We start from the raw sequence: 26,063 nt of genomic DNA on the forward strand, positions 1-26,063 counted from the left end.
GAAAGCCAGCCCTCGTGGGAGCCGTAAACGTTCAGATTATTGAAGGAAATCCGCACCTGCGATCGCTACTTGGGTGGCACTTACAGCAGGCAGGACATCACGTGCATCAGTCGGCAGACCTGCATCAAGCGAGAGAGGTCTTCTTAGTCCGACAGCCCAACTTGGTGATCCTCGATTCAGAATTGCCCAATGGAGACGGAGTTGAGTTTTGTCGCTGGCTGCGTCAACAGCAGCAGGCGATGATTCTCATGCTTTCTGCCCGCACAACTGAATCTGATATCGTCGAGGGTTTGCGGGCTGGTGCAGATGACTATTTGACTAAACCCTTTGGGATGCAGGAGTTTTTAGCCAGAGTCGAGGCGCTGACGCGGCGAACTCGTTTATCGGCTCCTCCGGCTCATCTTGACTATGGTGATCTCAAAATCGACCTGGTGCATCGTCGAGTCCGGTTTAAGGGTCAGTTGATCGAATTGACTCCTCAAGAATTTAGCTTGCTCTATGTGTTGGCACAGGCAAGCGGCGCACCTTTGAGCCGTCAAGACCTTTTGCAACGGGCCTGGCCGGATGCGATCGATAACCCCCGCACGGTCGATACTCATGTCCTTTCGCTTCGCAAAAAAGTAGAGTTAGACCCCCGACAGCCCAATCTGATTCAAACAGTTCGGAATGTCGGCTATCGACTCAATTTAGAAATTCTCAATGCTTCTCTGCCTCCCCAGACTGAATCCACTAATGGCAATCATCGCGCGGCGAGCCGTCGGGGAGAAAGGATGGTGGTGAGCGATCGTCGGATTTGACTCACTCCCACTCGGCGGATTCTTTAGCTTCTGACTGCACGATCGCGGCTCTTAATGTTTGCCAGTCTACGCGATCGCTCAACTCATCTTTCACCAGTTCGCCGCGATGCAAATGCAGGACGCGATCGCTGAATGATTGTGCGAGTTCTAACTGGTGATTTGCCATCAAAATCGTGATCCCCGACAGATCTTTTAGAGTGTTGAGAACGTGATCACTGCGTCCTGAATCTAGGGCTGACGTGGGTTCGTCTAAAAGCAGAACTTTAGGCTGAATGACTAGGGCACGAGCGATCGCCACGAGTTGCCGTTGCCCAACCGATAATTGGAGTTCGTTGCGATCGAGCCAATCACCCGGAAGATGCAGCCGATCAACCCACTCGCTAATTTGCTGCTCGGCTGTTTTGATCTCAACCCCTCTCAGCTTGAGCGGATAAAGCAGCGCTTCCCGCACGGTCATTCCCAGCAGTTTTGATTCTTGCTGCACTAAAGTGATTTGCTGACGCAGTTGCAGCACCGGAATTTGCCGAAAATCTTGTCCTTCTAAATAGAGTGATCCTTGAATCGGTTCATTTAATCGATTCAGCAACCGCAGTAGCGTCGTTTTGCCCGACCCTGATGCGCCGACGATCGCGATCCGATCGCCCCGAAACACGTCAAATGAGAGATCTCGCAGCAAATAGTGTGCTCCGATCGCCGATCGTTGTCCTGGCTTCTTGCCAGAAGCAACCCCTTTAGAGGCAAAACTGACCTGTTCTAGTCGAATTTGAGACGGTTTTGATGGATTCAAGTCAGTATTCCTGCTGTGCAAATCGGCGACATTCGCCATGAAAGCCCATGCACTAGCTTACTTTGCTGCGTCAAACTTTGCAGCCTAAGCCGCCCTATCAACCGCCAAAAAAAGCCCCTGGAGAAAGCTGAATGCCCCCATTCAACGCTCTCCAAGGAGTCTGTGCTCTATTCGTTTCCTAGAATACGCGAGAGAAGCTCTGTAAGCCTTCTCCAGTCGGATATATCCTATCTCCTCCGATCGGGTGAGTTTAGGATTGGGCAACTCTGTGGTCAGTGCCTAAAAGCTCGGCGATCGCTTGATGCTCGGCAGGCATCTGAGTCGGAAGCTCTTGACGAGTGTCTGTGATCAGCCAATCTAGGGAGGCGGCTTGCACGTCGATCGTCGCGCCTGTCTTATCGACGCAATATCGACCAAACACAAGCTTGTCTACCAGTCGCACCCCTGGGCCCAAGCGAGAATATTCAAAAATTACGCTATTATCGACGGTTGCGCCACTGCACACCCAGCAGTTTTGACCAATCATTGCCGGGCCAACAATTTTGGCACCATCTTCAATGCAGGTCATGCTGCCAATATAAACCGGACCCTGGATATCGACTTTATCCCAGTTGACGCAGACGTTTAGCCCAGTGTAGATGCCAGGAGCCACCTCTTTTCCAGGAATTGCCACGTTTTTGACTTCGCCACGCAAGACACTGCGAATTGCGTGCCAATAATCAGGCACCTTGCCGATATCGACCCACTCAAAGTCCATTGGTAAGCCGTAGAATGGGGCATTCATTTCTACTAGCTTGGGGAAAAGCTCGCTCCCGATGTCATATTCTTGCCCAGATGGAATGTAGTCAAGAATTTCGGGTTCAAAAATATAAATTCCGGTGTTGATCGTGGTGCTCAGGGCTTCCTCGATCGCAGGTTTTTCTTGAAACGCTTTGATTTTGCCTGCTTCGTCTGTGACCACAACGCCGTAGCTAGACACCTCATCGCGAGGAACCGTTTTCATGATCACCGTAGCGATCGAGCCTTTTTCTCGGTGCCATTTGACGGCGGCGCTCAAGTCTAAGTCAATCAGGGCATCGCCACAAAGCACCACGAATGTATCGTCAAAAAACGGGGAAAAATCTTGAATTTTTTTCATGCCGCCTGCTGAACCAACAGCCGCGCCGACTAACTCACCATCGACGATCTTGCCTTCAAAGGAGTAGCCAATCTGCACCCCAAACCGTTGCCCATCCCGAAAATAGCTCTCAATTTCATAGGCCAGGTGACTCACATTGACCATGATTTCGTCAAAACCGTGCTGCCTAAGCAGTTCTAGCAGAAACTCCATCACGGGCTTTTGCAGAATGGGAATCATGGGCTTGGGAATCGTATATGTAATCGGACGAATCCGTGTTCCCTTCCCGGCTGCCAGAATCATGGCTTTCATAGATTGTTCTCTCTACCCTACACCGATATACTGCAAGCGTTTGACCCTCGGTCTGGAGGAATTCCAGCGTACGATGGTTTTGCTTTATCTTAGGCGACTCAAGGTTTCAGCGAAAGACAAGCGTTGCCAGACCTTGACCTTTAGTGACTATAACGGTTCTAAGTGAGAATTGGCACACTCAAAAGGTTTAGGGCTGCTAAAGATGAACTAGAGAAAAGTTTTTATTTGACAAATCTAAAATGTCCAGGTTTGGTTGAGTCCTCTCAATCGAGCAAAACGCTAGTAGAGAGTTCACTCAGTCCAGATTCGGCGAGTTGCAGCAGTGAGCGAATTTTCAAATCTTGGTAAAACTCTTCTTGCGCCAACTCGACTTTGTTTTGAGCCGACAACAGCAGCAGGGCCCAAAACACGCCGACGCGCTCGTGATTAGGATGATCGTGAAGATTTTCTTCACTTTCTTTGGGTTTTTGATCTTTTAAGGCAACCCAAAATTCCAGCACCAGGTCAAAGTCGATCCATTCTTTATCTTGGGCAACTTCTGTCCAATGGTCGTGAAAGAATTGCTCGATCGCCACTGCCATTTCTGAGAGATTTTCTTGGTGGGCGAGTTCGGCGATCGCGCGCACTGCCTGAGCGCGAGACTGAGGTTTAGGGCGACGCAGCCGAGCGCGCGGAGTGGTGTCGTCTAGAGTGGTGGCAATTAGCTGAAGCTGATCGATTAGCTCTTTAAGGGTGACTCGCCGCTTTTGAGGCGGTCGTGCCACTGCCCTGCGCCGAAGCTGACGCTCTAAATGCGGCGGCAAGGCAGCCCCGCCAAAATCTGCGTCTATAAATTCTGCCCCTTCAAACTCATCGGGATCAGCGACGATCGCTTCAGGCTGAGTCAGGCTATCGGCTTTGAGCAACAGCAGCATCGATGCATATAGAAATGCCTGCCCCGACTGAGACAGATTTGACTCGTAGTGTTCTCGCCCCACGATCGCGGCAGGGGTCAACTCGCTCAAGAAGCGATCGATGACATCAATCACCTTGACATCCCAGGGGTCAATTTCTCCCTGTTCTGCCAGGTCAATCAAGAGAGCGATCGCGTCCTGGGCTAGAGAAAGGGTCATAGAGAGAAGGGAGGGATGAATGCTTTATGGTGACACGATCTCGCAGAATCGACTACTTAATTTTGATCCGCACAAAATACACGGCTGCCAGCAGAATTAGCCCTAGCAGCAGCAAAGGCACCAAGAGACTCCAAAGACTATCAGGATTCGTCACGCCACCCCTCTAAACTGACGTGAATTCGATGCAGCTTTTCGCGGCGGTTGCCAATCCGGGCTGCCCCCTAAATCCCCCAAGTCTGGGGGACTTCAAGCCCCGAATTGAAGTTCAAAGTCCCCCAATTTTGGGGGATTTAGGGGGCTGAAGCGCTGAACAACGAAGCGAAAGAACTCCCCGAACTGACGTTAAACTGGCTTACTGAGCAAACACTTCGGTGGCTTCAGCATCTTGCGTGATGCCTTGGGGCAGTAGACGCTGCTGCTCTTGAATTTCTGCCTTATAGCGTTCGACATCCTGTTCAAGTTCGTCAATGCGCTCTTCTCGAACTTGAAGTTCTTTGCGAGTGTCGATCATGCGCTGGATCTTGCTCCACACGCTAAACACCCACGCCAACACGGCTCCGATTCCCATCGCTAAGATTAGCTCGATCGAGAGCGGTGCCTCCACCTGCACGCCTTCAATGACTCGAATTACGGCTGGCTCTGTGTTTTCAATGCCAAACAAAACGAGTGCTAAACAAATGACGAAGATGATTAAGAAATTAATTTGTCGCATCTGGGGTTGTCTCCGATCACGCAGCGAGTGGTTCAATATCTCTGACAAAAAATAGCTTAAGCGTAGAAGCTGGAATCGAGTTTAGCACTCCATCACTCGATCGGCGGATAGTCTTTACGAACAATCTCGGTCACAACCACCTGAGTGGGCGCAACGCCCCGCAGAGCATCGATCGTGCCCTTAATGGTGCCCGCGATCGGCACGGCGACCACGACTCCTAAGAAACCGCCGATTTGCAGCCCCAGCAGCAGGGCGATGAAGATCCAAAGTGGGTTTAGCCCGGTGAATTCGCCCATCATTTTGGGAGCCAGCACATTATCACGGATTTGTTGCAGAATCATGGCCGCGATCGCGACTTGAAACGCCAGCCAGACACTCTGAAACATCACTAAAATTGTGACCAGCCCAATGCCTAACACCGCTCCGATGAAGGGAATGATTTCTGCAATGCCAATGATCAGGGCAAACAGGAGCGTAAAGGGAATCTTGAGTGTCAGAAAAATTGGAATCAGTCCGCCAGCCATGAATAGCGCTAGCAGAATTTGACTCAGAAAAAAGTTGTGAAAGTTTTGCCGCAGCGACTCACTAAACGGAATGCCAAATTTAGGTGGCAGTAGATTGATCAATCCCTGCCAAAGTCTCGCCCCATAAAGCAGCATATAGGATGCCAGCACGATGATCAGGATGCTGTCAATCAAGCCAGAAACCGTTCCCAAGGCAAATCCGAGAGCTTGGGTGGCGACTTCTTGAATCTGGTTTTCAATTTGGGTGCTGACTCGACCGCCAAAGCTTTTAAGGTCGATCGGAAAGTTCCGCGTTTGGGCCCAAGCATCCCAGAAGTCTAGATTTTGCCGAGTCGCCTCTAGCCACCCCGGAATTTTTTCGAGCAGTTGGGTCGTCTGGGCCACCAAAACGGGCACCAGCGTGACTCCTAAAATCACCAAGATGGTCACTGCCAAGAGCAACACAATCACCACCGCCCCGACGCGCTTAATGCGGGCCCGCTCAAAAAATTCGACTGGGTAATTGAGCAGAAATGCCAGAATTGCCGACACTGCCAGCACCGTCACAAGATGCTCAAAATAGTGCAATATCAGCGCCACCAGCCAGACGTTGAGGGCGATAATCGGTCCACTCAGACCTAATATAATCAGTCGTTGCAGGTCGGCTGAACGGCGAGACATCCGGTAAGGGTTATGAGTTTATCGTCATGAACTGGGGGCTAGAGGCGGCGAAACCGTAGGGGTGGGCAAGGTTCGTCTGAGATAGATTCCACCTGCTACGATCGCCACAATCAAAACCGTCCCAATGCCTAAAGGGTTTGGAAGCCAGAAGACGGCTTCTAGATGATTGCTTTGCCCTGGTTGCAGAGTCCAGATGAGCTGGTTACCTTCGCGGCGGGTCGAGATCGGGGTCTTCGATCGGTGAATGATGTTTCGAGCGCCCCAGGGCGTAGTTAGCCCAAACTCTAGCTCAATCAGCGAACCCGGACTCGCCAGCAAACTGCCATCTGAGGCAAGAACGCCAAGCGATCGCAGGTCTAAATCATAAATTAAGCGATGACGCTGTAGCAGTAGAAAATTGCCCTGCTGGACGCTGAGATGAGAATCAAGCTTAGGTAAGTCTAATTCTTTTTGAGCAGAGCGAGTTTTGGGGCTGTTGGTCGGGCTAAAAAACTCATTAAATCGAGTCTCTAATTCTTCGCCATTGCCAAACGGAATCGTGACTAAAATCTCTTGGTTTGAGAGGCGGCGAGTCTTGCCCTGAACTCGGCGAACTCGTTTTTCGATGCTGTCAAGCCAGGTTTTAGCGGTGCCATTGCTAAAACTAGTCAGCCGCTCGTCAAGGCGAATGTGCTGCACGATCGCGCCTCGATTGGGACTCTCAAAATCGATGCCTACCTCAGATTTTACGCAGCCTGACAGCATCAAGCTAGCGAACAGAAACACCCAAACCAGGCGCGATCGCAGCAAAAAACGAATCACGGGATCTAGCCACGACAGCCGATCGGGTGAAAAAGCAGCACTTAAGGTTCTGTAAGGCATATTGAGCGAGGTCGGGAGTCCAATAATATCTAACACTACTTTGGAGAAATCGTGGCAAGCGATAGGTTAACCGATATAACTCGCTACAAAATCACCTGCTAGCTCAGCCACGCCAAACCGCCTACGATCAGTCCTGCTGCAATCAACGCTACCCAGATAAAGAGATTGTCTTGGGCGTTGACCTGACTTAAATCCACAGGTTCGGGGATCGCTGGACGAGGCTTTTGCGACAGTTTTGGCGGGATGGCATTGCCAAACTTAGAGACTCCTCGATTGTCTTTGGCTTCGCTGTCCGCTAGTGTCGATAAATCAGGAATCTCAGTCAGCCATTCGGGGCGAGTTTGCAGTTTGGGGGCTTCGAGAATGTAGAGCAGACGCTTTCCCTGCTGGCGAGTCTTGATGTCAGGGTGACGACTGATTTTTTGGCAGAGGGCGATCGCGTCCGATCTCTGTCCGGCAGCTTCATAGGCGGTCACGAGCCAAATTTGCACTTCTCCCCCAAAACGCGAACCTGCATCGACTAAGGCGTTGGCGCGTTCTAAATGCTGTACCGATTTGCGATATTCGCCGCGTTCAAAGGCGTATTTTCCGGTTTCATATTCAGTGGTCGCCAGGTCTAATTGTTCAGAACTCACAGGCTTATTGATTCGTTGAGGCTACTCCTGCATCCTAAAGTATCTGAGGGATGAATTCTACATCTGTAAGCTGGCACAGTCTAAATCAGACAATTAATTCTTTGACTGCAACGCTAAACCCTGATAGAACGTTGTGTGTAGTGGCGATATCTTCTAGCCCTCGCAGTTCTTGCCGTTGACTTGTGATGATCAGCACCCATTGACTATCTGGAAACACCAGCCAAACCTCCTCACACTCAGACGCAAGATATTCTCGAACTTTGGTAAACACCTCTTCGGCTTCATCGTTCGGTGAGATCACCTCAGCCAATAACGAGAAGCTGCGCGGCAGAACCTTAAAGTCGCCGTATTGAGCAACGAGATCGGGCGTTAGGTACGCCACATCAGGGCAGCGAGTTCGTCCAACGGTTCGGCAAGAGGTTTCTGTGTAAACTTCTCCGCCTTGACCACTGGAGTCTGCATAGTTGCCCCAATAACGAGCGAGTCTGGCTTGAATTCGTCCTGTTTTTGCGGTCATATCTTGTTTTTTGATGAGATTTCCATTTACCCACTCAGTGCGATCGCGCGGGTTTGCCAAAAACTCTTCTAGAGAAACGGCAGGGGCATTTGAAGTTGATATCATGAGCACCTCAAAACAGGATTTAGACTTGATCCAAGCTAGGGTTGCGTTTGAGTACGATCGCTCGTTTATCAACCAACGTGATAAAGGCAGGCATGTCAGGAGAGGCACGATCGGCAATCTTCAATTCTGCGACGACTTGGTTAAAGGTTTTGCCCTCGGTCATGCGATAGGCGATTTCTTCAACCTCCGCCCAGGTGAGATCACTTTGCACATAGGCTTTTGCGATCACGTTGAGCAGATTTTCCCATTTGTTGCCCTCGGCTTTGGTCAGCATCGTGTGCGGAATGTTGAGAATGCGATCGAACTCGTAATACCAAGATTTAGGCTGTCGCTTGAGAATGTTCTCAAACAGAACTTGATGATCCGTGATGCTGACGGCTTTATCGGCTTCGGTCGAGACAATAAACATTGGGGCTGACGGCTGGTCTTTTGAGCGTTTAAGAATCTCTTTGCCCATGTCAAGATAGACCCGCAGAGCAGCCACCATAAAGCCTTCATAGCCAATCACCTGATCGGGCGGAGTGTCGTCAATCCATTCAAAATAGGTGTTGAAAGTTTTAACCAGCAAATCAACCACTTTATTGCTGCTGCTGAGATAGGGCGCAAATAGCAACGCCCGATCGATTTCCTTGGCGCGTTCTAGCGCTAGCCAAGCTGCGAGGGTGCCACCACCAGACAGACCCCCGACGACGACGCGATCGCCCAGAGTCTGAGCTTTTTGCAGCCAATCCAACCCAAATTGCTTATAAGTGTCAGGGTTAGTAGGCAGTGGTGGCGGGTTGTCACGATTCCAGTCACCTGCCTGACCGTGACCCGGCATTCTAGGAATCAAAACGTTATAGCCAGCCTGATGTAGCGTGCGTCCCATCGGCAAAAACTGATAGGGAGCCGCCGTAAAGCCGTGAAAAAACAAGCAGACTTTGGAAGTCGGTGCCGAATGTAGCAGGAACTGCGATCGACAGCCCGCATTTTTGACAGGTAGCTTGTCTTCTTGGCTCTTAACCCGTTGAGTAAGGTTGAGTGACGTGATGGGATAGCCGAGACGCGAGAAAAAGTTGAGCATAGAGTGTAAATAAGCAAAGGGTCAGGGGGCGGCAATTCAGAATCTTGAACTTTAAATTCCATGGATCCCTAACGGTTGCCCATAAACTCAGAGGCGACTAACATTGAGCCGATCCCAGCATCGGTGAAGATTTCTAACAGCAGCGCGTGGGGCAGGCGACCGTCGATAATATGGGCAGCGCGAACGCCTTGAGCCAGCGATCGCACACAGCAATTGACCTTCGGAATCATGCCGCCAGAGACGATGCCTTCGTCAATCAGTTGTCGAGCTTCGTGAATGTCTAACCGTGGAATCAGGGTTGCTACATCCTTATAGTCACGCAAAATTCCCGCCGTGTCGGTGAGCAAGATTAACTTTTCGGCACCCAGCGCGGCGGCAAGTTCTCCGGCAACAGTGTCGGCGTTGATATTGTAAGCCTGTCCGGTTTCGTCGGCAGCGACACTAGAAACGACTGGGATATGACCCGCTTTGACCAGCGAGTCTAAAATTTGGATATTGACGTTTGTAACTTCGCCCACAAATCCGATGCCCTCTTCATCGGCAGGGCGGGCAGTAATCAAACTGGCATCTTTGCCGCAGAGTCCTACCGCAGAGCCGCCTGCCTGGTTGATCAGCGAGACAATTTCTTTGTTGACACGACCAACTAACACCATTTCGACGACATCCATTGTGGCGGCATCGGTGACGCGCAGCCCGTTTTTAAACTGCGGCTCAATGCCCAGTTTGTCGAGCCACGAGTTGATTTCAGGCCCGCCTCCGTGTACCAAAACTGGGCGCAACCCCACACACGACATAAACACGACATCGCGGATGACTTTCTCTTTGAGAGCGGCATCCTTCATCGCTGCGCCCCCATATTTGACAACGATCTTGCGTCCGACAAATTGTTGAATGTAGGGCAGCGCCTCACTCAGCACTCGGACTCGTGTGGCTGCGGCTTTTTCAAAGTATTCGCTTTCGTTAAGCATGGGCAAAGTAGAAAGATTGCTATGCAAATTATGCTGCCTGCAACGACGAAACGACGAACCCTGACTTAAAATTTCGTCTGTGCTAAGTCCGAATCTGATTAAAGCTGTTTCATCACTGTGGGCAGCAACTGAGCCGGAATCTTTGAGAATGCTAGGGTTTGACCCTGAATGCCCTGACGATCGTGCAGCGTTTTCACAGTTTGAACCAAATGAGCCATGGCACTTTCACAAAACTCAGGTTTTTCTCGCCAGCCTTGCACGGCTTGCACATGATGAGAGAGTGCTGCCTCTAGATATTGCGATCGCGTCTCGGTTTCTAGCGTGGCTCGATCGTCGGTTGCTAATTGATGGTAAGCCGATCCTAAATTGTTATGAGCCGCATATAAATCAAACGTCAGTACCGGAGCATGAGATGGGTCGGTAGGCGAGAGAGAGTGCGCGGCAGCGATCGCCTCTTTATACGCCTTGATTGCGTTGTGCAGATGTTGCGATCGGTCTTCGTAGTCAGTAGATGACAAGTTTGCCAGGTGCCAATAAGCAGTGCCCAGATTGTTTTGGGTCGCAGCATTGGCAGCCGGGGCCAATTCTAGCGTGCGGTAAATTAGGGCGATGCGATAGGCTCCGATCGCCAGCATCAAAAAGTCTTCTTGAGTGGCGCTGAGTGATTCAGCCAAGTCGTGACTTTGCCGACATTGAGACAGGTTCCAGTAAGCGGTGCCCAAATTGTTTTGGATCATGGCGTAGTGCAATGGCTCCTGCTCTGAGTCGTAGTGATGGAGCGCTTCGATATAAGCCGCGATCGCAGACTGCAAATTTGAGATCGGTGCTTTGTGCTGGGCTAGATTCCAGAAGGCGGTGCCGAGATTGTTTTGAGTGGCAGCATAGCGGGACGGATCTTCGGTTGCCGATCGATGCATCAAGGCATTTTGATAAGCGCTGATCGCGAGCTGCAAATTTTCTGCGGGGTCTTCACGGTAGGCGCGATCGCTATAAGCTGACCCCAGATTGTTTTGAATCATGGCGTAAGTCTGCGATCGCGTTTCAGGATCGATCTGATCCAAAGCCAACTGATAGACGTTGATGGCTTTCTCCAAATTGAGAAGTGCCTGATCGGTCAATTGGCGAGACAGCATCCAATAAAGATTGCCAATGTCGTTGAGCACGTCTGGTCGGTCAAAAGAATCTGCCTCTAGCAGATGCAGCACTTGCTCATAGGCAAGAATGGCGATCGTCAAAAATTGCGGCGACGAGTTGCCCTGCTCAATGCGCTCTCGATAGCAGTCTCCTAGACTTTGATAAGCAGCGGAGAAATCGGCGGCAGACGCACGATCGAGGTGCAACGCTTCCAATTGCTGCAAGATGCGGAGTGGCTCACCAGAGTGTTCTAGATTGACAGGATGATTCGTTTCTGACTCAGAAACCTCCTGTTCGATGGCGGCTAAAACCAGGTCAGCGATATCGAGTTCTGCTTGCGATCGTTCTGGAAGTGGAATGGGTTTTGGAATGGGTTTTGGAAGTGGAGCGGATTTGGCGATCGAGGGCTGAGGGCTAAGAGTTGGGGCTTGAATAATTCCCCTAGCTCCTTTTCCTTTTCCTTTGTCTTTGCCAACCGGAGTTGGGTCTCCTTCAAATTCAAAGACTCCGGTGTGCCACTGCCAAAATTCGGGAACCGATTGCAAGATCGATCGACACCAGGGGCGCGACACCCACAGCACCAAATTAAAATCTATCGTGGCGAACTGGTGAGCTAATTGTTGCAGCGAGTTGAGAAACTCACGCTGGATCTGCACAGGCTGACGAGTCAGAGACTCAACCCCAATCATCTGAAAGCTGGTCATCGGGTCAAAGGCTGATTTCATGCGCCAAGGTTGTGACGATCGCCAGTGATGAATTTGCTCTAAAACATCTGGGTTTGCCAGACTGAGGTTGAGCGTCACTAGCTTAGGGTCGTCTGCCTGACTGTTATGAATGCGTCTTGTTTTAAGCTCTTCAGCGCCAAAGTTAAGCGGCGAGGTTTCTAAGTCTGCCTGAAGTCTTGCTGCAAAGCGATCGCGCAGCCGCACATTATCACAGACGGCAATCAAGATCTGCCGACGGAGATTTAGACTTAGCGCCAGCCTTAAGCGAAGGTAGATGGGTTGATTCAAGCTTGAGAGATTTTGAGAAGCAAGCTCGGTCACAGGGTTGCTAGAGGCAGGTTGATCATCAACGAGTGGCATCAGCGATCATCCAAGTCACGCAAAATGACGGTATAGATTGTGATGCTATTCTTTTCGACTCGGTTTTGCCAAGGTCAGGATGGAATGGACAGTTTCAGAAGTGACTAACCACGCCACTACTAATAACTATGTTAAGCGTTTTGCTCACAACTGGATGAGCGCGATCGCCCAGTCAAGTGCTTAACGACTCAGTATTTCTCAAAATTTTAAACACACAAAAGCCAGGTACTCACTAATACAAGCAACCTGGCTATCTCAAAACCAATTAGATCTGAGGTGTTATTGAAAAGTTGATATCAAAGCAAAAATCTTATGACACAGAAACCGCCACAAAAATCAATCCACCTACTAGCAGAGCGCCAACCGTACCCATGATCATGTAGTTGCGTTTTTGTGACGCGGTTGGAGGAGTGGCTTCGTAGATCTTTGGTTCGATCGCGTAGTTGTTTAAGCGACCGCCTTCTTCAACGGTGTAGCGCATAGTAATGTCTCCTGTGTGGTTTTGTTAAGTTTAGCAAACTTTGAGTAATTGTTCTCACTCTGAGGTAAGAAATTTTAGCATTTGTGTTTTTCTAGACCCAGATAGACAAAAATTCAGTGAGTTGCCAAGCTATTAATAGATATCTACCAAATTGAAATTACAATCGAAGATCTCAAAACTACAAAGCAACTTACTCATGACCACATCCAATGAAACTGACGGCATTTATCCCAGACTCGATCGCGTGGTTGAAAACATTGAGATGCTGACTGAACAGGTAGGGCGATTAACTGAGGGACTGACAGAAATTAGGTTAACCACCCAGCAGCAAGCGATCATTAGTCAGCAGCAAGCCGACAACATTACGCGCCTAGTCACTATTGTCGATCGCCAAACTCAAATGTTTGAAAAGCTATTTGACCAGCAGCAGCCGTAGAACAAAGCCCAGACCATTCAAGCCCCGATCGTGCCGGTTAAAGGTGAACTCGCACTAGCATAAGCTTTGATCGGAATCCGCCCAGCTTGGTAGGCGAGACGACCTGCCTCAGTGGCGAGATTCATCGCTCTTGCCATCGCCATTGGATTAGTTGCCAACGCGATCGCCGTATTCACCAACAGCGCATCGGCTCCCATTTCCATCGCTTGGGCAGCTTCGCTAGGGGCACCAATGCCAGCATCGACCACTACCGGAACCTTTGCATTCTCAATAATGATCTGAATATTGGCGGCGTTTTTAATGCCTTGACCTGACCCGATCGGCGAACCCAACGGCATCACCGTCACACAGCCAACCTCTTCTAATCGCTTGGCTAACATGGGATCGGCATTGATATAAGGCAACACGGCAAAGCCTTCTTTAACCAACTGTTCGGCGGCTTGAAGGGTGCCGATCGGGTCGGGCAGCAAATACTTCGCATCGGGAATCACTTCCAGCTTGACAAAATTGTTGTCTTCCTGACCGAGCAATTTTGCCATTTCTCGACCCAGACGAGCCACTCGCACCGCTTCTTCAGCCGTTTGACAGCCTGCGGTGTTGGGCAGCATCCAGATCTTTGTCCAGTCCAAAGCTTCAGCGAGTCCTTCGTGCCCTGGTGCGTGGGTCTGCACGCGACGAACCGCTACCGTGACGATTTCGCTGCCGCTGGCTGCAATGCTGTGGCGCATCTCTTCAAAGGTGCGATATTTTCCCGTTCCGGTCATGAGGCGCGATCGAAACGTCTTTCCGGCGATCACTAAACTATCTTCTATCGGACGTTCTACGGGTTTATCGAGTGTCTGCATATCATTCCCTTCCTTCGGTTCCAATCAAATCGTCGGGGTTGTGCCCCATTGCTCTGAGTTGCGCTTTTAAGCGATCGACCTCAGCTTCTGCCTGATTTACTCTTTGTTCGGCTTGTTCGGCTCGTTGATGTTCTCGTTCGGCTCGTGCAGCGATTTCTTCGTAGCGCTCAAATAGTCGCCCATCGGGTCGATAGAGTTCTAAGCCACCGTCTGGGTTGAGGGTGAAGCGCACCTTTAAGCGAGGACTCACCCATTCTTCCATCACCTCGATTTCTTCCAATCTATCGTTTTGGCGAAGAAATCCTCCTAGACTCAAACGATCGGGATCGTAGATGTAGTATTCTTCCACGCCATAACGCTCGTAGAACTGAAACTTCCGAGTCATTTCAGGAATCGTGTTGCCCGGAGAGATAATCTCGAAGACGACTTGTGGAGGAATATTTTCTTCTTTCCACTGTTGGTAGCTGCCTCTGTCGCCTTTGGGTCGCCCAAACGCCACCATCACATCGGGCGCTTGGCGCAGCTTGTTGTTGCCTTCAACGGGATACCACAGCAAATCTCCCCCAACAAAAATTTGTGGATGATCACTAAACAACCAATCCACACCTTTTTTGATGTAGACAATATACTCAAACTGTCGAGTGTTATCTGACATTGGCAACCCGTCAGAATCGGGATAAACGATCGACGTAGGGGTAGTGACCATTGGCTGGTTTCCTGCCTTTTGCTTTCAGGTTGAAGCGCGAGTGAGAGTTTCAATTATGGCTGAAATCGAGACTGACCGACTGCAACTCCGTAAGTTGACCGCCTCGTCGCTGTCGCCAAACCCGAAAATATCGCGTCCCGCCGAGTTATGGATAAAGTTAGGGTGCAATACGAAAAGAATCTCGAATACTACAGCGTAGATTGGGTGTACTACGGATTGAACCGTGACCAGTGGAAAGCATCTAGCAACGGGTCAAATTTTTGGTGCAGAACGAGATTTGCGATCGTCACTCCTGTAATCGGCGCTAATAGAATTCCGTTGCGGTAGTGTCCGGTTGCTAAGGTCAGATTGCGATAGGGACTCGCCCCTAGAATCGGCAGTTCATCGGGTGTGGCAGGTCGAAACCCCCACCAAAACTCTTGAATTGGATCGTTCTGTAAAGCAGGATAGAGCCGAATCGCCGCCGATAAAAGTCTTTGAATCCCAAGGGGCGTATTTCCGCGAGTAAAGCCAACATCCTCGCTGGTTGCGCCGATGATAATCCGTCCGTCTTGTCGAGGCACGAGATAGCTATCTGACCCATACAGCACGGTTTGCAGGGGCATCGATTCGGGTAACATCTGCACCGATAGCATTTGTCCCTTTTTGGGCGTAACGGGAATCGGCAAAAGGGTTTGTGACCAGGCTCCGGTTGCCAGAATATAGTGATCGGCTTGCCAAGTTCCGGCGGAGGTTTGAAGATGAGTGACGCGATCGCCGTTCTGCACAATTTTCTCGACCGTCACCCCAGTTTGAATTTCAACCCCCAATTCTTGAACAGCGACCCATAGCGCTTTGGCTAGCAAGCGATTGTCTACCTGCGCGTCTTCAGGAAACCACCAGCCGCCTATGACATCAGACCCTAAACCAGGTTGACTTTGGTGAATGGTGGCACGATCAAGCCAAACCGATTCTAAATTGTCAGCCTTTAAGGCTAGATTCTCTTGATAAGCGGGTGCCAAGATTCCACAAGCCCAATAGCCCGTTTCGAGTCCGGTGAGTTCTTCTAATTTTTGAGTCCAGTTGGCGTAGAGAGCACGGCTGCGGAGACACAAATCTAGCAGGGGGCTGGGAGGAATGCGTTCGGCTTGAGGAGCAAGCATTCCGGCGGCGGCATGAGTGGCGGCTTCGGTGAAATCGCGACAGACGATCGTCACCGAAGCACCCTGTCGTTTTAGCTCTAGGGCGATCGCTAAACTGATGATCCCGCCTCCAATCACTAAAATCTCACCAGTGGACTTCATCGTTTTACTAAAACTGTGGGATTGACAAAATGCATTTAAACAGTAAGAGACAGTAACTTTTAATCGCTACTGCCTCTTAGTCACTTATTTAATGGTAGTGCCATCCAAGCGTTGGTTACGCAGGAAGCAGCACTGTGTCAATGATGTGGATTACGCCATTATCAGCAGCAACATCAGGGGTCACGACTGTGGAGTCATTCACCTTGACACCGTTAGAAGCATCAATTTTTACGTCTGAGCCTTCAACTGTTTTTGCTGATTTCAGCTTAACGACATCAGCCGCCATCACTTTGCCTGAGACAACGTGATAGGTCAGAATTTTCTTCAGCTTAGGAAGATCCTTGAGCAACCCTTCAACGGTGCCCGCTGGGAGTTTAGCAAATGCTTCATCGGTGGGCGCGAAGACGGTGAAAGGGCCTGCGCCCTTAAGCGTCTCTACTAATCCAGCAGCTTTAACCGCAGCAACTAGGGTGGTGAAAGAACCAGCGTTAACAGCAACATCAACTATATCAGCCATGAATTCACCTAGTTTTTTGTGTAGACTGTTACAGAATAACATATTTTTACAAAAGTTTACGATTCTTATAAATCGGTTTATCGGTAGGGAATGGTCACCAACCATCACTCCGACCTGGCATCTCGACGCACGGCCAGGCGTGAACCTAAACTGACGATGCCGCCTCCAATTACCAAAATGTCAGATGTAGACTTCATCGATCCTAATTATTTCCTACGACAGCTACCATCCTGCTCGTACCACACGCAGTCGAGCCGGGAGAGTGCGCCGCCCTGCGCCAGAATTAGCGGTGCCATCGCTGGGGGATAGAGTGGTCGTGTCGGTTGAAGGGGTGTCACCATTGCTTGAACTGCCGCCTGGTGCATAATTTTGGGTGCCAGGACGGTTGGCTGGGTTATTGGCAGTGATCGATTGACCCCCTGTGCCTTGGGCGTTTGGGTCGGGGATTGCTGTTTGATCCATTTGATTGGTGCCACTTTTGTTAAAGGGAAACACTCCAGCAATGTTTAAGATCCAGGTGACTGCGATCGCCACCAATGTACCCCCAATTATTCTGCCAGGATAATTCATAATCGTCTGATCACTACTTCAGTTGCTTTCAAGTTACCTAAGTTTCAATTAAAACACTTGGCACTGAGGGTAGAGAATTGCCTCTACCCAATAAACTTCCAGACTAGTTCATCGTCTTTGATAGGGATAGTCAGTTTATTGTCCCAGTTTTAGAAGGCTTTGAGCCGAGAAGCTTGTTTACTCTCAAGAACGTTTACGATCGAGGTCTAATAATCGCTTCTAAATCTCCTTAAAATTAAGTTTCTCATTATGTTTAAGCACTTATGACTTCAGATTCTGCTGATCGCGTCTGGATTTACGACACCACGCTACGAGACGGTGCCCAGCGCGAGGGATTATCACTGTCGATCGAAGACAAACTGCGAATTGCTCGTCGCCTCGATCAGTTGGGCGTTCCTTTTATTGAGGGAGGCTGGCCCGGGGCCAACCCCAAAGATGTGCAGTTTTTTTGGCAGCTTAAAGAACAACCGTTGACCCATGCTGAAATGGTTGCCTTTTGCTACACTCGTCGCCCTGGGAAAAAAGCCGCCACTGACCCGATGCTGCAACCGATTCTCGCGGCGGGAACTCGTTGGGTGACGATCGTCGGCAAATCGTGGGATCTGCACGTCATTGAAGGGCTGCAAACTACGCTCGACGAGAACTTGGAAATGATTCGCGACACGATCGCTTATCTCCGCACTCAAGATCGGCGAGTTATTTATGATGCCGAACACTGGTTTGATGGTTATAAATACAACCCTGACTATGCGTTAAAAACGTTGAAGACGGCGATCGCAGCCGGAGCCGAATGGATCACTTTTTGCGACACCAATGGCGGCACTTTGCCTCACGAAATTAGTCAAGTTGTGCAAACCGTTCTCAAACAGCTAGAGCCGCTCTCAGCCCTCAATTCTCAAGCTTTGCCCCAGTTTGGCATTCACACCCACAACGATTCTGAACTCGCCGTAGCAAACGCGATCGCCGCCGTCCAGTCAGGGGTTCGCATGGTGCAAGGCACGATTAATGGCTATGGAGAGCGCTGCGGTAACGCTAATCTTTGTTCAGTGATCCCCAATTTGCAACTCAAGCTCGGCTACGCTTGCATTCAGTCAGAGGCGCTGGCAAAGCTGACAAAATTGAGCCGCTATGTCAGCGAAATTGCCAACCTAGCGCCGGATGATCACGCGCCCTTTGTCGGACTCTCTGCCTTTGCTCACAAAGGTGGGCTACACGTCAGCGCCGTCGAGCGCAACCCGATCACCTACGAACACCTTCAGCCCGATCTGATTGGCAACAGCCGCCGAATTGTGATCTCAGATCAAGCGGGGTTAAGCAACGTTTTGGCAAAAGCCCGCAGTTTAGGCATTGACTTAAATCGGCAAGACCCCACCTGTCGTCAAATTTTGAAGCATCTGAAGGATCTAGAGAGTGAAGGCTATCAGTTTGAGTCAGCCGAAGCTAGTTTTGAACTGTTGATGCGCGAAGCATTGGGGCAGCGATCGCTACCCTTTGAGATTAAAGGATTTCAGGTTCACTATGACCGGGTGCCTGACGGCGAAACGCTGACAGCAAAATCACTGGCAACCGTTAATCTAGCCGTCAACGGTCAAGATATCCTAGAAGCGGCAGAGGGCAATGGCCCAGTTTCGGCTCTAGATGCCGCTTTACGGAAAGCCTTGACTAACTTCTATCCAGAGATCGAGACGTTTTATCTCACTGATTACAAAGTCAGAATTTTAGATGGAGCGGCAGGCACCTCTGCAAAGACTCGTGTTTTAATCGAATCGAGTAACGGCTCTCAGCGTTGGACGACGGTTGGCGTGTCGAGCAATATTCTAGAAGCGTCTTATCATGCTGTTGTCGAAGGATTGGAGTATGGTTTGATGTTGCAGGCGAAAGCATTAGTGCTTTCCTAGAGGATTGATTTCTAGAGATTTTGATCAAAAAGAGTCACTTGTTCCAAATATGAGAAAGTACGGTAACATGAGAAACTAGAAAAGGCACTTCTCGACAAAGCAACCATCCACGTCTTGCTAAGTCCTTGCTATGAAGCGAGCATAAGAAATTAACACAATTTAATCATGATTAAGGAAGGTATGACTCCACAAGTTGCTCACCCGATGGTGAAGCTACAGCGCCAGGTGCGATCGCTGATCGACTCAAAACTGCTCAAACCCAGTGATAGCATTTGGAAGATTGCTCTTCTCTATGGAGATGAGTGGGCTTATTGGAAGCAAGAACTTTTGTCGTTTGAGTTTACGATGCAAGATCCCGTCAGTGAACTGCTATCAGTAGACGCTTGGGACGAAGAAAACGCTGAATGATCAAGTTTGATTAGGACTTACGCAAACCTCGGAGGTTTTAACCAAGAATCAAGCATCGTGACCGACAGAGTGGCTTAAACCTCCGAGGTTTTGGTCAAAATGCGTAAGTCCTGTTGATGCAATTTTCACCAAAGTTGCTCTAGGTTGGGTCTGACTTTGGCACGGATGGCGATCGCTGTAATGTTGTCGTGACCGTTATATTGGTTGGCAAGCTCGATCAGTTGATTTACGCCTTGCTCAAGGTTAGTCAGGGAGCTAACTAGCGGGTCAATATGGGTTGCACAGTGCGTTTCTAGTAGATCGTTGTCTGTCAAACCATCAGACGCGAGAATTAGCACCATGTCTTCGTTGAGTTCAAAAAACTGAATATCAGGACTGATAAAGTTTTCGTCGCGAGGCCCTAGCGCTTGCGTAAGCTGGTAGGCATCTGGGCGGCTATAGGCGATCGTCGCTTCGATACCGCGCTGAATTTCTCGCTGACCAACCTCGTGATCGACGGTGACTTGCTTTAAGCCTCCCTTGCGGCTATAGCGATAGAGGCGACTGTCTCCAACGTGAGCCACGGCAGCCTCGGTGTTTTTAATCAGCAGCAGCACCATCGTAGTGCCCATTCTGCCGCTGCCCGATCGAGCGTTTTGTTGATTGACATCATAAATGGCTTGGTTGGCTAACTGCACGGCTTCACGAATCACTGCCAGAGGCGGAAGCCCAGATGAGTTAGCGGCATCGGCATGCCAATAATTTTGGAAATAGTGCAACAAGGTGTCTACAGCTAACCGACTGGCAACTTCACCGCTGGCATGTCCGCCCATGCCATCACAAAGAATATATAAGCCCTGTGCCCGAACAGTTCTGCTAGACGGGGTTTGATTTTTCTTGATCTGGGTATCAACGCCAAAACAGTCTTCGTTGTGATCGCGAGTTCTTCCGATGTCAGTTCTCCCAGCGTCTTCGAGGCTAAACAACTGCATCGGCAGGACAATGGTCGGCATGTCGTCGCCCTCTTCTTCGGGTTGGAGGGTAACGGCTTCTGAAGCTTCATCCTCAAGGCTCTCTAGAGGAACACTTGTCGGGTCGGGGGTTGGCAGATCTTGAGGGTTAGGAATCATATCGACTTCAGTGAAACTTGCTTGGATCTCGTGAGCGATCGCTTCAAGGCGCGATCGTAGCTCATCGGTTGTTATCAGTTTACCCATTTGCAGATCGGCAATCAGCAAATGCAGCGCTGCTATTTGAGTCTGAGAGCGTTGATCGAGCAGAAATCGCCAGGTTTCGCCCAGGTTTTGCAGCGATGGCGCAGGCAAGGGGTCTTGCATCAATTTCTGTAGACACAACATCTGGTCTTCATCAATTCGCAAGTTTTGGGTGTCTAGCAAGCTCTGACAACACTGCCACGGGGCTAGCGCTTCCCAAGTTGAGACCATTTCATAAAACCAGTGCAACACTTGCGGCATCGATAAGGCATGATCGTCACGCAAGCAATCGATCAGTAACGTGAGGTGAGATCGATCTTCTAAGAGAATATCTTCTGATTCACAAGCATCGTAAACCTGGGGAATGACTTGGTGAAGCTGCGATCGCAGTGTTAAATAAATTTGCACGTCGATCTCGACCTGACGATCGCAATCAAGACAAGCTTCTTGAGCCAAAGAGGTGCCACACTCTTGACAAAATTTGTTTGAACTGGGGTTCTCGAACTGACACTGAGGACAGACAAGCATTCGGGTCTTCCTATTTCCGATGGGGAAGTCTTACCAATCTTACGCAGAATTTCTCTGAGTCGCCGATTCTGTAAAGATTCACTCAAGGTTTGGGAAGCGTTAAAATGGAGTTCAGTTGCCCAGATATATTATTTTTGAGACTTTATGACGACTGCTGCGCCAGCAAAAACTCAATATGAAGCGGTGATCGGGCTAGAAACTCACTGCCAGTTAAGCACCGAAACTAAAATTTTCTCTGACAGTTCTGCCAAGTTTACTGCCGAGCCAAACACTCACATTGACCCGATTTGCATGGGGATGCCAGGAGTGCTGCCTGTGCTGAACCAAAAAGTGTTGGAATACGCGGTCAAAGCCGGACTGGCGCTTAACTGTCAGATTGCGCCTTATAGCAAGTTCGATCGTAAACAATATTTCTATCCTGACCTGCCCAAAAATTATCAGATTTCTCAATTTGATTTGCCGATCGCTGAACACGGTTGGGTCGAAATCGAGCTTTTAGATGCAGACGGCAATCCGGTTCGTAAAAGAATTGGAGTGACGCGCCTGCACATGGAAGAAGATGCCGGAAAACTCGTACATGGAGGCAGCGATCGTCTATCAGGTTCGACCTATTCGCTAGTGGACTATAACCGGGCGGGCGTTCCGCTGGTTGAGATTGTCTCAGAACCGGATTTGCGATCGGGGCAAGAAGCCGCCGAATATGCTCAAGAGGTGCGGCGAATCATGCGCTATCTGGGCGTGAGTGACGGCAATATGCAAGAAGGTTCGCTGCGCTGTGATGTGAATATTTCGGTGCGTCCGATCGGGCAAAAGGAGTTTGGCACCAAAGTTGAAATCAAAAACATGAACTCCTTTAACGCCATTCAACGTGCGATCGATCACGAGATTGAGCGGCAAATTCACGCGATCGAAACCGGAGAGCGCATTCTTCAAGAAACGCGTTTGTGGGAAGAAGGAACGCAACGCACGATTAGTATGCGAATTAAAGAAGGCTCCAGCGATTATCGCTATTTTCCAGAGCCAGATTTAGGGCCGATCGAAGTTCCCTCAGAGCAGCTAGAACAATGGCGCAGCGAGTTACCCGAACTGCCTTATCAAAAGCGTCCTCGCTACGAGACCAACTTCGGACTTTCGGCGTATGATGCGCGGGTGTTGACCGACGATCGCGACATCGCCGAATATTTTGAAGCGGCTGTGGCTGCCAAAGCAAATCCCAAACAAGCCGCTAATTGGATCATGGGCGACATCAGCGCCTATCTCAACAACGAGCGCAAAAGCATCAAAGAGATTCCGTTGACTCCGATCGCGCTGGCTGAATTAACGGCTTTAATCGATGCCAACACGATTAGCAACAAAATTGGCAAAGACATCTTGCCCGAACTGTTGACCAAAGGTGGCTCCCCTAACGAGATTGTCGAGCGTGAGGGCTTGGTGCAAATCTCAGATAGTGGCGCGATCGAGGCGGCGATCGAGGCTGTCATTGCAGCTAACCCCAAAGAGCTTGAGCAATATCGCGGTGGTAAGACAAAACTTCTGGGCTTCTTTGTCGGTCAAGTCATGAAACAAACGGGCGGACGGGCCGACCCCAAAATGACCAATCAGCTCCTGGCAAAAAAACTCAACGGCTAACGAAGAATTCTGATTCTTTTGTGAACTTTTGACGAAAATGCCGATGATTTTGTATAAAAGTTCTTTAAGGGGTTTCACCCCTCACCCCCTTAATGCCATACTGTGCTGAGTAGATGCACCCTGATGACAGGGGGAGTCGTAAAGCGACCCTCCCTTTTTTCTTGTCTTTTGTGAGTGCTTTGTTGTAGAGAGCGACACACCTGTTACTTACGGTAAGCCATGAGCTTGATATAATCGCCTCTCATAGACAGCTCAGGACAGGAGAGGCAATATCATGACATGGCAGAAAATTTCAGGCGGGGTGACGGCACCTAAAGGCTTTCGATCGACCGGAATTATCGCCGGATTAAAGCCTTCAGGCTTGCCAGATCTGGCGCTGATTGTCTCGGATGTAGATGCGATCGCGGCAGGTGTATTCACCACCAGTCAAACTAAAGCGCCTGTGGTTGATTATTGCCAAGAGCGCTTGCAGTCAAAGCAAAGCGCCCGCGCTATTCTCTGCAATGCTGGGCAGGCAAACGCTGCAACGGGCGCTCAAGGAATGCTGGATGCGCTGGAATGCGCTCAGTTAATTGCTCAAGCGCTGACTATCTCTTCAGATCTGGTGCTGCTGGCTTCGACTGGGGTGATTGGGCAGCGTAACAAAATGGAAGCAATTCGGGCGGCGGTTCCTAACTTGGTTGCTTCTCTGAATGAAAATGGCTCGGATGCTACCGCGAAAGCGATCTGCACCACTGACTTAGTGACCAAATCGATCGCTCTCGAAACGATCATTGGCGATCGCCCTGTCCGAGTGGGCGGCATTGCTAAAGGATCAGGCATGATTCACCCCAACATGGCGACGATGTTGTCGTTTGTGACCTGCGATGCTGCCGTTTCTCCTCAACTCTGGCAACAAATGCTGAGTCGAGCCGCCGATCGGAGCTTTAACCAAATTACGGTAGATGGTGACACGAGTACGAATGACACGCTGATTGCTCTGGCAAATGGTCAATCTCGTACTCCTGCGATCACCGAAATGGGCGCAGAGGCAGAAACGCTAGAAGCAATGCTGACTGAAGTGTGTACCTATTTAGCGAAGTCGATCGCACGAGATGGCGAGGGGGCAACCTGTTTGATTGAGGTGCAGGTGTCTGGCGCGATCGACGATGCCTCGGCGCGGCGAGTTGCAAAGACGATTGCGGGTTCTTCGCTCGTCAAGGCGGCAATTTTTGGACGCGACCCTAATTGGGGCAGAATCTCGGCGGCGGCAGGTCGGGCAGATGTGCCGTTTGAGCAAGAGCATTTGCAAATCAAATTGGGCGATTTCTTAATGATGCAAAATGGCCAACCGCAACCCTTCGATCGGGCGGCTGCCAGTAACTATCTCAAACAACAAGCTGACGCGAGTACGCTGCCTCGTCCTGCTGGCACACTGGTGAGCGCTGAGATAAGTAACGAGTTGCTTGTGATGGAAGGAAACCATCCGGTGGCGTTCGATCGAGGAATACCCCACACTCAATATGTCAGTCATCCCGTGATGATTGAGGTCACGATCGGCAACGGGTCAGGCATAGGTCAAGCATGGGGCTGTGATCTCAGCTATGACTACGTGAAAATCAACGCTGAATACACAACCTAAAACGATGTCTGAACTTTGTAAAATCGCGATCGTTGGCACCAGTGGCTCCGGCAAAACCACGTTGGCGCGTCAAACGTCTCAACGGTTGGCGATTCCTCATGTCGAGTTAGATGCCCTGCACTGGGAGCCAAATTGGACTGAAGCGCCGATCGACGTGTTTCGATCGCGAGTTGAGAAGGCTTTGAGCGGTGAATCTTGGGTTGTGGATGGCAACTACAGCAAGATTCGTCCGCTGGTTTGGAGCCGCGCTGACACGATCGTATGGCTCGATTATTCGTTTCCGATCGTGATCGGTCAAATCATTAACCGCACCATTCGGCGGGTTGTGATGCGAGAAGCTTGCTGTAATGGCAACCGCGAGACGTTTCAGAAATCGTTTTTGAGCCGTGATTCGGTGATTGTTTGGGCAGTGCAGACTTATCGGAAAAATCGCAAACGGTATCTGTCTCTATTTCAACAACCAGAATTCGCGCACCTCAAAAAAGTGAGATTGACTTCTCCAAAAATGACGCAAGGCTGGTTAGAAGAGATTTCTCAATCCCGCAAAATCGAAAATTAGGAAGCAGAATCTATCTCAAGGGTGAGGAAACTGCATTTCTCAAGATAGAGCGATCGAGCCACCAAAACAGAGTATATTAATCTTGCGAAGAAAACAAATCAAACTACTTCCAAGTTTCTGAAGCTTTTACCCTTTCTTCTTCACACCCCACGTAAGTTATTTGCTGGGCTATACAGAACCCTTTATTAGAAAAGTTTCGGCTTTTCTGCTGACCCTATCTCAAACAAATAACACGGCAGAGGTTCGCTTCTGTCGTGTTATTTGTTTGAGGACTACGAGGCCGGCTTTTGGGCTTGGATGACCTGGAGACTACCACCTGAATGAAGGGTACGATCGCTCACCTGAAATCCAATTTCTGTTAATAAAGCAGCTACATCAGTTTTAATGAATTGCCACGCCGTTTCTGTCTCAAACAACCAAAAGAAAGCGGCTAATCCTGGCACAAAAATCGGATTGGTTGGCGCATGGAAATCTACCATTGCGAAATAGCCATTAGGCTTTAAGACTCGATAAACTTCTTGCAAAATTTGACGCAATTGTTCGGTTTCCATCTCGTGCATTGCAGCACTGGTGTGGACTAAATCAAACTCATTATCCGAAAGCGGAATTTCTTCAGCAAAGGCTTCTACATAATCTGCTTGAGGCACGTTTTGCTTCGCTCGTTTAATCGAAAGCGGTGAGGCATCTAGTCCTGTAACGTGGCGCGATCGCTGCACTAAAACCTGAGTCGTTTGCCCACTCCCACAGCACAAATCTAAGATTTTTGAGTCTTGAGCGATCGGCAACCCTTGCAATGCCAACTGTCGAAATCGCGATTCTCCACCAACTGCCAGCGCAGCAGCGCGCGAGATGCCATCATATAACCACTGATATTGATAACTGAGATCTCGAAGAATCGTTGCCATTAGACCTCCTGCATGAATAAAATTCTCGATATAAGCTCTCTCAGATCTCGCTCCGCTTAGGTCGGCTTGTGCCCCCTAAATCCCCCATTCTGGGG

26 protein-coding genes are annotated in these 26,063 nt (G+C 49.8%); 7 read left to right on the forward strand and 19 right to left on the reverse strand.

The annotated features are described in order from the left end of the window. Positions 1–14 precede the first annotated feature (14 nt). Positions 15–797: a response regulator transcription factor gene (locus C7B65_RS11400; RefSeq protein ID WP_073072017.1), complete on the forward strand. Its 783-nt coding sequence runs from the start codon at positions 15–17 to the stop codon at positions 795–797. Between the two features lies 1 nt (position 798). Here the strand turns inward: C7B65_RS11400 and C7B65_RS11405 are convergent, their stop codons facing one another. The 12 genes from C7B65_RS11405 to psb34 form a co-directional block, all read right to left on the reverse strand. Beyond that, a complete protein-coding gene (locus tag C7B65_RS11405) occupies positions 799–1,584 on the reverse strand; it encodes an ABC transporter ATP-binding protein (protein WP_223257381.1) in 786 nt (261 codons plus the stop codon). 250 nt (positions 1,585–1,834) lie between these two features. Beyond that, positions 1,835–3,013 carry a nucleotidyltransferase family protein gene (locus C7B65_RS11410; RefSeq protein ID WP_073072019.1) on the reverse strand — a complete coding sequence of 393 codons (1,179 nt, stop codon included), beginning with the start codon at positions 3,011–3,013 and terminating at the stop codon, positions 1,835–1,837. A 263-nt stretch (positions 3,014–3,276) separates the two neighbouring features. Beyond that, positions 3,277–4,125, reverse strand: a complete 849-nt coding sequence (locus tag C7B65_RS11415; protein ID WP_073072020.1) for a segregation/condensation protein A — start codon at positions 4,123–4,125, stop codon at positions 3,277–3,279. A 352-nt stretch (positions 4,126–4,477) separates the two neighbouring features. Then, positions 4,478–4,837 (reverse strand): LapA family protein, encoded by a 360-nt coding sequence (locus C7B65_RS11420; RefSeq protein ID WP_073072021.1) that lies wholly within the window; start codon positions 4,835–4,837, stop codon positions 4,478–4,480. Positions 4,838–4,929: 92 nt separating this feature from the next. Next, positions 4,930–6,021: an AI-2E family transporter gene (locus C7B65_RS11425; protein ID WP_073072022.1), complete on the reverse strand. Its 1,092-nt coding sequence runs from the start codon at positions 6,019–6,021 to the stop codon at positions 4,930–4,932. A gap of 24 nt (positions 6,022–6,045) precedes the next feature. Further along, positions 6,046–6,918 (reverse strand): DUF3153 domain-containing protein, encoded by an 873-nt coding sequence (locus C7B65_RS11430; protein ID WP_223257382.1) that lies wholly within the window; start codon positions 6,916–6,918, stop codon positions 6,046–6,048. A gap of 62 nt (positions 6,919–6,980) precedes the next feature. Next, positions 6,981–7,517: a hypothetical protein gene (locus tag C7B65_RS11435; RefSeq protein ID WP_073072023.1), complete on the reverse strand. Its 537-nt coding sequence runs from the start codon at positions 7,515–7,517 to the stop codon at positions 6,981–6,983. Between the two features lie 85 nt (positions 7,518–7,602). Further along, positions 7,603–8,139, reverse strand: coding sequence for a Uma2 family endonuclease (locus C7B65_RS11440; RefSeq protein ID WP_073072024.1), 537 nt, complete (start codon positions 8,137–8,139; stop codon positions 7,603–7,605). Between the two features lie 19 nt (positions 8,140–8,158). Continuing rightward, positions 8,159–9,202 (reverse strand): alpha/beta hydrolase, encoded by a 1,044-nt coding sequence (locus C7B65_RS11445; protein ID WP_073072025.1) that lies wholly within the window; start codon positions 9,200–9,202, stop codon positions 8,159–8,161. 68 nt (positions 9,203–9,270) lie between these two features. Further along, positions 9,271–10,170 carry an acetylglutamate kinase gene (gene argB, locus C7B65_RS11450; protein WP_073072026.1) on the reverse strand — a complete coding sequence of 300 codons (900 nt, stop codon included), beginning with the start codon at positions 10,168–10,170 and terminating at the stop codon, positions 9,271–9,273. Positions 10,171–10,268: 98 nt separating this feature from the next. Next, positions 10,269–12,389 (reverse strand): tetratricopeptide repeat protein, encoded by a 2,121-nt coding sequence (locus C7B65_RS11455; RefSeq protein WP_083582927.1) that lies wholly within the window; start codon positions 12,387–12,389, stop codon positions 10,269–10,271. Between the two features lie 310 nt (positions 12,390–12,699). After that, on the reverse strand, positions 12,700–12,870 hold the full coding sequence (gene psb34, locus C7B65_RS11460; protein ID WP_106253994.1) for a photosystem II assembly protein Psb34: 171 nt from the start codon (positions 12,868–12,870) through the stop codon (positions 12,700–12,702). 196 nt (positions 12,871–13,066) lie between these two features. On the opposite strand from psb34, the gene C7B65_RS11465 reads away from it, so the two are divergent. Next, positions 13,067–13,306 carry a hypothetical protein gene (locus C7B65_RS11465; RefSeq protein ID WP_073072028.1) on the forward strand — a complete coding sequence of 80 codons (240 nt, stop codon included), beginning with the start codon at positions 13,067–13,069 and terminating at the stop codon, positions 13,304–13,306. A 17-nt stretch (positions 13,307–13,323) separates the two neighbouring features. On the opposite strand, the gene C7B65_RS11470 is transcribed toward C7B65_RS11465, so the two are convergent. The 5 genes from C7B65_RS11470 to C7B65_RS11490 all read right to left on the reverse strand — a co-directional run bounded on the left by C7B65_RS11470 (position 13,324) and on the right by C7B65_RS11490 (position 17,227). Continuing rightward, positions 13,324–14,151, reverse strand: coding sequence for a thiazole synthase (locus C7B65_RS11470; RefSeq protein ID WP_073072030.1), 828 nt, complete (start codon positions 14,149–14,151; stop codon positions 13,324–13,326). Between the two features lies 1 nt (position 14,152). Then, on the reverse strand, positions 14,153–14,857 hold the full coding sequence (locus C7B65_RS11475; RefSeq protein WP_073072032.1) for a Uma2 family endonuclease: 705 nt from the start codon (positions 14,855–14,857) through the stop codon (positions 14,153–14,155). Positions 14,858–15,066: 209 nt separating this feature from the next. After that, a complete protein-coding gene (gene thiO, locus C7B65_RS11480; protein WP_073072033.1) occupies positions 15,067–16,140 on the reverse strand; it encodes a glycine oxidase ThiO in 1,074 nt (357 codons plus the stop codon). Between the two features lie 115 nt (positions 16,141–16,255). Beyond that, a complete protein-coding gene (locus tag C7B65_RS11485) occupies positions 16,256–16,657 on the reverse strand; it encodes a fasciclin domain-containing protein (RefSeq protein ID WP_073072096.1) in 402 nt (133 codons plus the stop codon). 222 nt (positions 16,658–16,879) lie between these two features. After that, positions 16,880–17,227, reverse strand: coding sequence for a hypothetical protein (locus tag C7B65_RS11490; protein ID WP_073072035.1), 348 nt, complete (start codon positions 17,225–17,227; stop codon positions 16,880–16,882). 263 nt (positions 17,228–17,490) lie between these two features. On the opposite strand from C7B65_RS11490, the gene cimA reads away from it, so the two are divergent. Further along, positions 17,491–19,125 (forward strand): citramalate synthase, encoded by a 1,635-nt coding sequence (gene cimA, locus C7B65_RS11495; protein WP_073072036.1) that lies wholly within the window; start codon positions 17,491–17,493, stop codon positions 19,123–19,125. A 165-nt stretch (positions 19,126–19,290) separates the two neighbouring features. Then, the gene (locus C7B65_RS11500) at positions 19,291–19,533 is read left to right on the forward strand and encodes a DUF4327 family protein (RefSeq protein WP_244913195.1); all 243 of its coding nucleotides are present in this window, start codon (positions 19,291–19,293) and stop codon (positions 19,531–19,533) included. Positions 19,534–19,658: 125 nt separating this feature from the next. Here C7B65_RS11500 and C7B65_RS11505 read toward each other — a convergent pair whose 3' ends face one another. Further along, positions 19,659–21,254, reverse strand: a complete 1,596-nt coding sequence (locus tag C7B65_RS11505) for a serine/threonine phosphatase (protein WP_073072040.1) — start codon at positions 21,252–21,254, stop codon at positions 19,659–19,661. A 144-nt stretch (positions 21,255–21,398) separates the two neighbouring features. On the opposite strand from C7B65_RS11505, the gene gatB reads away from it, so the two are divergent. From gatB to C7B65_RS11520, 3 genes are all read left to right on the forward strand, one after another. Further along, the gene (gatB, locus tag C7B65_RS11510; RefSeq protein WP_073072041.1) at positions 21,399–22,883 is read left to right on the forward strand and encodes an Asp-tRNA(Asn)/Glu-tRNA(Gln) amidotransferase subunit GatB; all 1,485 of its coding nucleotides are present in this window, start codon (positions 21,399–21,401) and stop codon (positions 22,881–22,883) included. 274 nt (positions 22,884–23,157) lie between these two features. Beyond that, complete coding sequence (gene argJ / locus C7B65_RS11515) at positions 23,158–24,504, forward strand: bifunctional ornithine acetyltransferase/N-acetylglutamate synthase (RefSeq protein ID WP_073072043.1); 1,347 nt, start codon at positions 23,158–23,160, stop codon at positions 24,502–24,504. 4 nt (positions 24,505–24,508) lie between these two features. Further along, the gene (locus tag C7B65_RS11520) at positions 24,509–25,063 is read left to right on the forward strand and encodes a P-loop NTPase family protein (RefSeq protein ID WP_073072045.1); all 555 of its coding nucleotides are present in this window, start codon (positions 24,509–24,511) and stop codon (positions 25,061–25,063) included. A gap of 272 nt (positions 25,064–25,335) precedes the next feature. On the opposite strand, the gene C7B65_RS11525 is transcribed toward C7B65_RS11520, so the two are convergent. After that, on the reverse strand, positions 25,336–25,968 hold the full coding sequence (locus tag C7B65_RS11525) for a class I SAM-dependent methyltransferase (RefSeq protein ID WP_073072047.1): 633 nt from the start codon (positions 25,966–25,968) through the stop codon (positions 25,336–25,338). Between the last annotated feature and the right edge of the window lie 95 nt (positions 25,969–26,063).

It is taken from the genome of Phormidesmis priestleyi ULC007, from assembly GCF_003003695.1.
In the GTDB taxonomy this organism is placed as follows: domain Bacteria; phylum Cyanobacteriota; class Cyanobacteriia; order Leptolyngbyales; family Leptolyngbyaceae; genus Phormidesmis_A; species Phormidesmis_A priestleyi_A.

What these genes read in the sequence shown, in the direction of transcription:
- C7B65_RS11470 (WP_073072030.1), bottom strand. Translation starts at nt 14,151, where the DNA reads ATGCAGACACTCGATAAACCCGTAGAACGTCCGATAGAAGATAGTTTA.
- C7B65_RS11410 (WP_073072019.1), bottom strand. Translation starts at nt 3,013, where the DNA reads ATGAAAGCCATGATTCTGGCAGCCGGGAAGGGAACACGGATTCGTCCG.
- thiO (WP_073072033.1), bottom strand. Translation starts at nt 16,140, where the DNA reads ATGAAGTCCACTGGTGAGATTTTAGTGATTGGAGGCGGGATCATCAGT.
- C7B65_RS11415 (WP_073072020.1), bottom strand. Translation starts at nt 4,125, where the DNA reads ATGACCCTTTCTCTAGCCCAGGACGCGATCGCTCTCTTGATTGACCTG.
- C7B65_RS11525 (WP_073072047.1), bottom strand. Translation starts at nt 25,968, where the DNA reads ATGGCAACGATTCTTCGAGATCTCAGTTATCAATATCAGTGGTTATAT.
- C7B65_RS11420 (WP_073072021.1), bottom strand. Translation starts at nt 4,837, where the DNA reads ATGCGACAAATTAATTTCTTAATCATCTTCGTCATTTGTTTAGCACTC.
- argJ (WP_073072043.1), top strand. Translation starts at nt 23,158, where the DNA reads ATGACATGGCAGAAAATTTCAGGCGGGGTGACGGCACCTAAAGGCTTT.
- C7B65_RS11500 (WP_244913195.1), top strand. Translation starts at nt 19,291, where the DNA reads ATGATTAAGGAAGGTATGACTCCACAAGTTGCTCACCCGATGGTGAAG.
- C7B65_RS11485 (WP_073072096.1), bottom strand. Translation starts at nt 16,657, where the DNA reads ATGGCTGATATAGTTGATGTTGCTGTTAACGCTGGTTCTTTCACCACC.
- argB (WP_073072026.1), bottom strand. Translation starts at nt 10,170, where the DNA reads ATGCTTAACGAAAGCGAATACTTTGAAAAAGCCGCAGCCACACGAGTC.
- C7B65_RS11465 (WP_073072028.1), top strand. Translation starts at nt 13,067, where the DNA reads ATGACCACATCCAATGAAACTGACGGCATTTATCCCAGACTCGATCGC.
- C7B65_RS11505 (WP_073072040.1), bottom strand. Translation starts at nt 21,254, where the DNA reads ATGCTTGTCTGTCCTCAGTGTCAGTTCGAGAACCCCAGTTCAAACAAA.
- C7B65_RS11490 (WP_073072035.1), bottom strand. Translation starts at nt 17,227, where the DNA reads ATGAATTATCCTGGCAGAATAATTGGGGGTACATTGGTGGCGATCGCA.
- psb34 (WP_106253994.1), bottom strand. Translation starts at nt 12,870, where the DNA reads ATGCGCTACACCGTTGAAGAAGGCGGTCGCTTAAACAACTACGCGATC.
- C7B65_RS11475 (WP_073072032.1), bottom strand. Translation starts at nt 14,857, where the DNA reads ATGGTCACTACCCCTACGTCGATCGTTTATCCCGATTCTGACGGGTTG.
- C7B65_RS11445 (WP_073072025.1), bottom strand. Translation starts at nt 9,202, where the DNA reads ATGCTCAACTTTTTCTCGCGTCTCGGCTATCCCATCACGTCACTCAAC.
- gatB (WP_073072041.1), top strand. Translation starts at nt 21,399, where the DNA reads ATGACGACTGCTGCGCCAGCAAAAACTCAATATGAAGCGGTGATCGGG.
- C7B65_RS11520 (WP_073072045.1), top strand. Translation starts at nt 24,509, where the DNA reads ATGTCTGAACTTTGTAAAATCGCGATCGTTGGCACCAGTGGCTCCGGC.
- C7B65_RS11455 (WP_083582927.1), bottom strand. Translation starts at nt 12,389, where the DNA reads ATGCCACTCGTTGATGATCAACCTGCCTCTAGCAACCCTGTGACCGAG.
- C7B65_RS11425 (WP_073072022.1), bottom strand. Translation starts at nt 6,021, where the DNA reads ATGTCTCGCCGTTCAGCCGACCTGCAACGACTGATTATATTAGGTCTG.
- C7B65_RS11440 (WP_073072024.1), bottom strand. Translation starts at nt 8,139, where the DNA reads ATGATATCAACTTCAAATGCCCCTGCCGTTTCTCTAGAAGAGTTTTTG.
- cimA (WP_073072036.1), top strand. Translation starts at nt 17,491, where the DNA reads ATGACTTCAGATTCTGCTGATCGCGTCTGGATTTACGACACCACGCTA.